The sequence below is a fragment of the Coleofasciculus sp. FACHB-712 genome (genome assembly GCF_014695635.1).
GTDB lineage: Bacteria > Cyanobacteriota > Cyanobacteriia > Cyanobacteriales > FACHB-T130 > FACHB-T130.
This window is the reverse complement of sequence record NZ_JACJOQ010000218.1, coordinates 1-7,828: the sequence shown is the minus strand read 5'-3', so window position 1 is coordinate 7,828 and position 7,828 is coordinate 1. Positions and strand designations below refer to the sequence as shown.

General features: G+C 48.7%; 8 protein-coding genes. 4 read left to right on the top strand and 4 right to left on the bottom strand.

What is annotated here, in order from left to right:
• Nucleotides 1-103: 103 nt before the first annotated feature.
• Nucleotides 104-799, bottom strand: a complete 696-nt coding sequence (locus H6F50_RS06285) for a cytochrome b N-terminal domain-containing protein (RefSeq protein ID WP_190427564.1) — start codon at nucleotides 797-799, stop codon at nucleotides 104-106.
• A 151-nt stretch (nucleotides 800-950) separates the two neighbouring features.
• Entirely contained in the window at nucleotides 951-1,652 is a 702-nt protein-coding gene (locus tag H6F50_RS06280) for an alpha/beta hydrolase (RefSeq protein ID WP_190427562.1), read from the bottom strand.
• A gap of 41 nt (nucleotides 1,653-1,693) precedes the next feature.
• On the opposite strand from H6F50_RS06280, the gene H6F50_RS06275 reads away from it, so the two are divergent.
• The 4 genes from H6F50_RS06275 (at nucleotide 1,694) to rfbB (ending at nucleotide 6,843) form a co-directional block, all read left to right on the top strand.
• Nucleotides 1,694-2,413 carry a precorrin-2 C(20)-methyltransferase gene (locus H6F50_RS06275; RefSeq protein WP_190415225.1) on the top strand — a complete coding sequence of 240 codons (720 nt, stop codon included), beginning with the start codon at nucleotides 1,694-1,696 and terminating at the stop codon, nucleotides 2,411-2,413.
• Nucleotides 2,414-2,659: 246 nt separating this feature from the next.
• On the top strand, nucleotides 2,660-4,477 hold the full coding sequence (locus H6F50_RS06270) for a hypothetical protein (protein WP_190427560.1): 1,818 nt from the start codon (nucleotides 2,660-2,662) through the stop codon (nucleotides 4,475-4,477).
• Nucleotides 4,478-4,704: 227 nt separating this feature from the next.
• The gene (gene rfaE1, locus H6F50_RS06265) at nucleotides 4,705-5,730 is read left to right on the top strand and encodes a D-glycero-beta-D-manno-heptose-7-phosphate kinase (RefSeq protein ID WP_190427557.1); all 1,026 of its coding nucleotides are present in this window, start codon (nucleotides 4,705-4,707) and stop codon (nucleotides 5,728-5,730) included.
• A 51-nt stretch (nucleotides 5,731-5,781) separates the two neighbouring features.
• Nucleotides 5,782-6,843 (top strand): dTDP-glucose 4,6-dehydratase, encoded by a 1,062-nt coding sequence (gene rfbB / locus H6F50_RS06260; protein ID WP_190427554.1) that lies wholly within the window; start codon nucleotides 5,782-5,784, stop codon nucleotides 6,841-6,843.
• 205 nt (nucleotides 6,844-7,048) lie between these two features.
• Here rfbB and H6F50_RS06255 read toward each other — a convergent pair whose 3' ends face one another.
• Together H6F50_RS06255 and H6F50_RS06250 are read right to left on the bottom strand one after the other, a co-directional pair.
• Nucleotides 7,049-7,582, bottom strand: coding sequence for a DUF456 family protein (locus H6F50_RS06255; protein WP_190427552.1), 534 nt, complete (start codon nucleotides 7,580-7,582; stop codon nucleotides 7,049-7,051).
• Between the two features lie 6 nt (nucleotides 7,583-7,588).
• The coding region (locus tag H6F50_RS06250; protein WP_190427550.1) for a cofactor assembly of complex C subunit B at nucleotides 7,589-7,828 on the bottom strand (240 nt) is incomplete at its 5' end.

Here is a 7,828-nt window from a genome sequence, read left to right as displayed (position 1 = left end):
TCTTGCAATCGGCGGTTGAAACCGCACAGCGACAGCAAGCACACAACCGAAACCTGCCAGGAGCAGGCTACTAAGTGGAACTAGATTTGAGACTATAAATTTGCTATTTCTGTGACTCAGCACTGCTGAGGCTGAGAGATTTGGGATCGTTCTGTGCTTGCGCGGATTCTGACTCGGCAGCTAAGTTAGTGGCAGCTAATTTTATCTGAAGCTGCTTTTGCTGTCTTTCCTGGACTAATAACCCGCCTAGATGAATCAGTGCGATCGCGATCGCTCCCACGGATAAAATGTAGCTGTGTAGGGTGTAGAGGTGTTCGACAGTAGCTGTAGTAATGGCTCCACCACCTGTAACGATGTCTCGCAGCTGGGAGCCAATAAAAGGAATGGCTTCGATAGTTCCCAATTCGATGCTCAGACGCCAGTAGCCGAGTTGAGTCCAGTCGAGAATCATCGCCGTCCAACCGAGCGCGATCGCGGTTAATGTCAATAGAATGCCACTAATCCAAGCAGTTAACCAACTATTCGTAAATTGTCGCCCCAGAAACATCACGACAATTTCGATTAAAGACACTGCAATTAACCCATTTCCCGCGAGATCGTGAACGCGGAGAATCACCCAGCCATTGGAAACTTCATTTGCGATCGCTTGCAGGGAATCATAAGCACCACCCGCCGCCGGTTCGTAGTAGAAAGCTAACAGGATTCCAGTCACAGCAGCGATTAGGCTCAAGGTTAGAATCCCAACAGCCAGGATCGTAGCCAGACGCCGAAGGACAAATTCATACTGCTCGGTTTTCATGGCTAAACTTTACTTTTCTTAACATTAGTCAAATGCTAGCCAGTTACAGAAGGAATTTCGTTGTCCTAACAGCGTATGCCTAAAGGCTGAATCGTTGTGATGAGTCATGAGTGATTCGCCAACCGCCAATGACTCATCAGCATTACCCATGTCATGCCAAATACTCCACCCAAGACGGTAAAGCGACTGGCGAACCGTACCAAATGCCAGGAGTTCTGGGTGAGTGCTTGACACCTTCGATAATCAGATTGGTTGCTCCCTCCAGATGAGCCGCTTCAATCGGCGTAATCCCATCTCCCCAAGTGTTACCGATCCCACAGGTGAGTTTGTAACTGCTGTAGGCTAGCCACTGCCCCGGACGCCTCGCCCCGAAGATAGATTTACCGGCAACGCAGATGTAACGCACCGTTGAGTAGAAGGCTCCTGGATAGTTCATTTTGACAAAATCTAAATTTTTCCGCGTCCAGCGTTCCCCGCTGATATGGGGCGTTCCCAAGGTGACAAGCGTGGCAACATAAGGGTGAGCGTGCCACAAACCAGCGTCTTCTGTGACATCTCCGTGAATAGAATAAGGTTTTTCCCCCAGGTAGATCCGGGAAATCCAGCCGCCAGCGGAGTGACCAATCAGGTTAAGCTGAGAAACGTTGTATTGCTGCAACATTTGTTTTACCGTGCGGTCGAGTTGCCGCAAAATCGGAATCATCGACCGTCCTCCTACAGTGGGCACCCAATCCCGACTTCGCAAGGGTACGGTTACAGTGGGGAAACCCGATTCTTGTAGAGATTGTTCGAGTGGACGGTAGGCGATCGCGCCTTCGAGATATCCGGGCAAAATGACAGTCGGTAAAGGCATTTGAGATTTTGGGTTTTGGCTTTTAGATTTTAAATTTTATTGTGCAATCAGGTATCTTGTACGGCATTGGCGTGGGTCCTGGCGACCCAGAACTGATTACAGTGAAAGGACTCGGCATTTTGCAACGGGTGCCAGTGGTGGCTTTTCCCGCTGGGTTACACGGTAAGCCAGGAATCGCTCAGCAGATGGTGGCTCAATGGTTGAATCCCCGCCAAGTGCAATTAGCGTTAACTTTTCCTTACGTACAAGAAAGCGAGATTTTGACTCAGGCGTGGCAAGTCGCAGCCCAAGAAGTCTGGCAATCTCTAAAATTGGGTCAAGATGTTGCTTTTGTCTCGGAAGGCGATGTCAGTTTCTATAGCACGTTTACCTATTTGGCGCAGACACTGCAACAACTGCATCCTGAAGTAATAGTGCAGACAGTGCCGGGAATCTGTTCCCCTTTGGCGGCGGCAGCGGTGTTAGGAATTCCACTGACAATTCGCGCTCAGCGCCTCGTCGTGTTACCAGCGATCTACACGGTAGGAGAGCTGGAAGCTGTTTTAGAATGGGCAGATGTGGTGGTGCTGATGAAAGTGAGTTCAGTTTACGAGCAAGTTTGGAAAGTGTTGCAGCAGCGCGGGTTGTTGGAACGTAGCTGGGTAGTGGAACGGGCAACGCTACCAGAGCAGGTAATTTATGCGGGGTTAAGCGATCGCCCGAATCTGAAATTGCCTTACTTTTCTTTATTAATTGTGCAAGTAAACGAGTCAGTAGATTAATTTCTTCAGGAACTTGAGGAAAGTGGCAACTTTTGGGCTTTTTTTCCAGTCTTGGCGATTGGGTCAGAGAACCTGAAAATTAACTTTTAAGCATTTTAGACTGAAATAATTGAGATTAAAATTCAGAATCTGAAACTAATATAAAAGCGGAGTGCTTGTTTTGATCGCGATCGCGTGCTTGCCGCACGTACCCACCTGACCTGATTCCCAGCCTGTCCTGTCGCTGAGGAGTGTAACTTACCTGCTATGTCCTATCTCTCATTCATTAGAAACCTGCCTGAAAAGTTAACTCAGCCGCCTCTGATTGCAGCTTTGGCTTCCGTGGGCATCCACGGAGTGCTGGCGATGACCCTTCCCAGTTTATCCGCGTCCTCCAAACCGGAAGAGCAGAAGCCGCGAGGGACTGTCAAAGTTGTGGAGTTAACACCGGCAGAGCAAAGCCGCATTCCGCAACTTGCACCGCCGCCCGTGTCGCTGCCACCCATTCCCAACCAAACCCAGCTGTTGCCACCTTTGCCGCCGCCGTCTTCCGTATTGCCGCCGATCCCTAGCTCCCCACCCTACAAATTTCCGCTGAACTCCACACCGCAACCTAACACTGGGGCTGGGTTGCCGGAGATTTTTCAGAGATCGAGCGATCGCCGTCAGCAAAGAGCTAGGCAAAATCCTTTCAATCCCAACAACCCAAACTTTATCGTAGGACGGCTTCCCGATCCCCCCAAAGTTCCCCAATCGGGTTCTCGGAAAGTTACACAGCAAGAGATTCGCCGTCGCCTGTTTCAGGGATTGCCCGCTGGTGTCCAGCCGGGGCAGGACGACATTTCCGCTCTATTTCCGCCGCCACCGCCCACTTCCGATCAACAGACACCTTTCAACCCTTCTGAGGAATCTTCTGGAAAACAGCCCCCTATCGATTTTGGACAACAGACGCCTAGCAATCCCAAGCCACAGAGGTCAATTGATTTTGGACAACAGACACCGAATTCGGAACCACAAATAGCAGCGAATTCCGAACAACAAACGTCTAAAAATTCTGAGCAACAACCTCCAGCGACTTCCGGACAACAGACGCCTCCTCTTTCTCCACAACAAATAGCAATGGCGCGGCGCGAACTGCAACGGCAGCAAGTCCTTGCTGATATACGGCAGCAACGTCGAAACTACGCCTATGACGGCAATGGCACTCGTGATGACGATTACAGACAAAAGTTAGCGGGTTGGGGTTCTAGACTCAACAAAGTCCCATCGAAAGAACAAGAAATTACGCTGACTTCTCAATTTCGTGCGTGCTTTATTAAGAAGCCGGAAGCAACTGCTTTAGTTGGGGCGCAGGTGGATGCTAAAGGTAGTGTCACGACCGAACTGCTTAGGAGTTCTGGTTACAACATTTTGAATGAGAAAGCGCAGGAAGTCGTTAAGGCTCATTCTTTTGGTGCAAAGGAACAAGTTTATGTTGTTCAGGTCAAGTTTGCGTACAACGAAAAAGATTGTCCGCCGATGACAGCTTCACGAGAAGCTCGAAATTCTCAAGAAGTTCAAGATTCTAGAAAACCACGAGATTCTCAAGAATCCTCTGAGCCTCAAAAACCACGGGATTCTCAAGAATCCTCTGAGTCTCAAAAACCGCGGGATTCTCAAAATTCTCAAAACTCCCCTGAGCCGAGAAAACCACGAGATTCTCAAGAATCCTCTGAGTCTCAAAAACCACGAGATTCTCAAAATTCTCAAAACTCCCCTGAGCCGAGAAAACCACGAGATTCTCAAGAAGCTCAAGATTCTAGAAAACCACGAGATTCTCAAGAATCCTCTGAGTCTCAAAAACCACGAGATTCTCAAAATTCCCAAAACTCCCCTGAGCCGAGAAAACCACGAGATTCTCAAGAAGCTCAAGATTCTAGAAAACCACGAGATTCTCAAGAATCCTCTGAGTCTCAAAAACCACGGGAATCTCAAGAATCCTCGGAGTCCAAAAAACCGCAAGATTCTCAAAATTCTCAAAACTCACCTGAGCCGAGAAAACCACAAGAATCTCCGGATTCTCAAAATTCTCAACAGACACCCTGAACATAGTTCACAAGAAGCGAAGACAGTATTAGACAGTCAGTTGGGTTGAGGAACGAACCCCAACCAATACTTATGCGTGTTGAGGTTCGTTCTTCAAGCTAGCCTACAACTCTCAATAAACTCAAAACTCACGTGGGAGTAAGCGGCTAGTGGTTGGAATCCATCTGGATTCATTAAAAGCGCCCTCTTGCAGGATAATAAACCCTTGGACTTTTGCGACTTCCTCTATGGCTTTAGATGCTTCCTTCTTGGCTCAGCTGCAAAATTCATCTGAGCGCTTAATTCAGCTACTGGATAACTTTGCCCAAGCACGGGTGCTGGTTGTCGGGGATCTCACCCTCGATGAGTTTCTGACGGGTCAAGTGGAACGAATTTCTCGTGAAGCACCTGTGTTGATTCTGCGCCACGAAAATACCCGGCAGGTACCTGGGGGTGGAGCAAATGCCGTCTATAACCTGGCAACGCTGGGGGCACAGGTGAAGGTGGCTGGATTAGTCGGAAAGGATGACCAAGGGCAAGCATTGCGCCATATCTTTGAGGCAGCTGGAATTGATACCAGTGGAATGTTGCTCGATCCAGACCGCCCGACGGTGACGAAAACCCGGATTTCTGGTCATGCTCGGCAGTCGGTGACTCAGCAGATTGTACGAGTTGACCGGAAATCGGATGAGTTGCCAGATCCAGATTTGCAGCTACAGCTTGCTGAGTATATTCAGCAACATCTAGATACAGTGGATGCAGTAGTTTGCTCAGATTATGGCGATGGCGTTTTTACTCAGCCTGTAATTGAGGCGGCGTTGTCTCACCAGAAGACAATAGTGGATGCTCAAGTCGGTCTCCAAAGATACCAAGGAGCGACGCTGTTTACGCCAAATTTGCCGGAGGCGGAGCAAGCGGTGGGGTATGCGATCGCGTCTGGGCAAATCACCCAAGCTGGACGCGACCTCTTGGCACTGACTCAAGCTCAGCAAATGCTGATTACTCGCGGTGAAGAGGGCATGAGTTTGTTTGACCGCAACGGGACGGAGCAGCATATCCCAGCGTTCAACCGTACCGATGTGTTTGATGTGACTGGGGCTGGAGATACTGTGGTGGCGGCGCTGACGCTAAGCTTAGTGGTTGGGGCGTCATTTTGGGAAGCGGCGGTATTGGGAAATTTGGCGGCTAGTATCGTGGTGCGCCAATTTGGAACGGCAACCACCAGTCCAGAAGAGATGAAGGCGGCTTTGCTGGCGTTGTTAGAAGAAGAATAAACGAACCGCAAAGACGCAGAGTACGCAGAGGGAAGAAAAGGAGAGAGTTTGATGAGAGGAAGCCGTCGGTTGTTGGTGACGGGTGGGGCGGGGTTTATTGGCTCCAATTTTGTGCATTATTGGTGTGAGGCTTACCCTGACGATCGAGTGGTGGTATTAGATGCGCTCACTTATGCAGGGAATCGTCATAATTTAGCGTCCTTGGAGGGGCAAGAAAATTTTCGGTTTGTCAAGGGAGATATTTGCGATCGCGCTTTATTAGACTCGCTGTTACAAGAAGAAAATATCGATACAGTGGCTCACTTCGCCGCTGAATCTCACGTTGACCGCTCAATTCTAGGTCCCGGTGCCTTCATTCAAACCAATATTGTCGGCACATTCACCCTATTAGAAGCTTTTCGGAAACATTGGGAAACAAGACAAGAGGGAATTTTTCTTCATGTTTCCACCGATGAAGTCTACGGTAGCCTCAATCCTAGCGATCGCGCATTTACAGAAACAACGCCCTATGCCCCAAATAGTCCCTATTCCGCATCGAAGGCGGGTAGCGACCATTTAGTCCGCGCCTATTACCACACCTATGGCGTCCCCACCATTATCACCAATTGCTCTAACAATTACGGCCCTTATCAGTTTCCTGAAAAGCTCATTCCCTTGATGTGCATCAATATCTTAATCGGCAAATCTTTGCCTGTTTATGGTGATGGGCAGAATATCCGGGATTGGCTATATGTTGGCGATCATTGTAGCGCTTTGGATGTAGTGATTCATCACGGCAAACTGGGCGAAACCTACAATATTGGCGGCAATAATGAAGTTAAAAATCTTGACTTAGTTAATATGTTGTGCCAGCTAATGGATGAATTAGCACCTAATTTACCCGTGCATTCTTGCAAAAAATTGATCGCATTTGTGAAGGATCGACCGGGGCACGATCGCCGCTATGCGATTGATAGCACGAAACTAAAAACTGAGTTAGGGTGGACTCCTTCTGTAACGGTTGAAGAAGGTTTACGACGCACTGTTGAATGGTATCTCACTCACCGCGATTGGTGGGAACCGTTACTGTCTGAGGAGTACCAAGCTTATTATCACCAGGTTTATGTTTCTTAAAAATTTCCTACCTTAACGCGAATGGCACTGATTTAAGAGCCGTAAAATAAATTTCCGCCTTCACCACGCAAACCCCTTGAAACGAGTTGAAATCGCTATCTAGCTGGCTTTAGCTAACTTTAGGGATTAGCTAGCCCGAAATTTGTTTCAGGGCAGAGCTGTGGGTAAGGCTAAGCTTAAGCCAGTGCAATTCGATTTAAGTTTCTTATGCCCCAGATCCAAAGGGCCAAGTTGTGTATAAGAAAACGCTCACGGCGGCGATCGCGAGTAATCCCTGAATCAAATTTCCAATCAGCGAACCCACCACAATGCCTATCCCGGCTTTCAGCGCTAGCTTGATTCTTGGCTCAAATTCTAAATCGCGTCGGTAGAGAAACTCTCCAGTAATCGCTCCCAGAAGCGGTCCGATCAAAATTCCGATCAGTGGCCCCGCAACTAGAAAAGCGGGTAACAATCCCAAAAAGCCTAGCACCAAGCCAACAATGGCTCCAATCTGCCCCCACTTGCTAGCCCCTGCTTGTTGCGCCCCCAAGTAGGTTGCTAAGAGATCGACGCCAACGCTAAGTAGCAACACTAGGATAGCAACGCCCAGCGCCACAGACACGCTGCTAAAACTGTGAACGGCTCCCCAAACCACAATAGCAATCACAATCAAGCTGGTTCCAGGAATGCCGGGAACCACTGCGCCCACGACGCCAACGAGCATGAGGACAACGAGAAGCCAGTAGAGAATCGTCATGGATATTTAAATTCCAGCGGGTGCAACATCATCTAAGTGGTAGCTGAGAGTAACGTCTAGTTTTTCAGCAATCCCAGCTATCCAGTTTTCATCTTGCTTGGTGTAACTGCGCGGAGCATTGGCACCTAAAATCAAGACGCCTTGATTGCCAATCGGCTGACAGATCGCTCCTTGAGTATTCTCTGGTAGATAGTCAAATTCAATCCGTCCTGGGTATATTTTTAGAGCCACTAGATAAACGGGTTT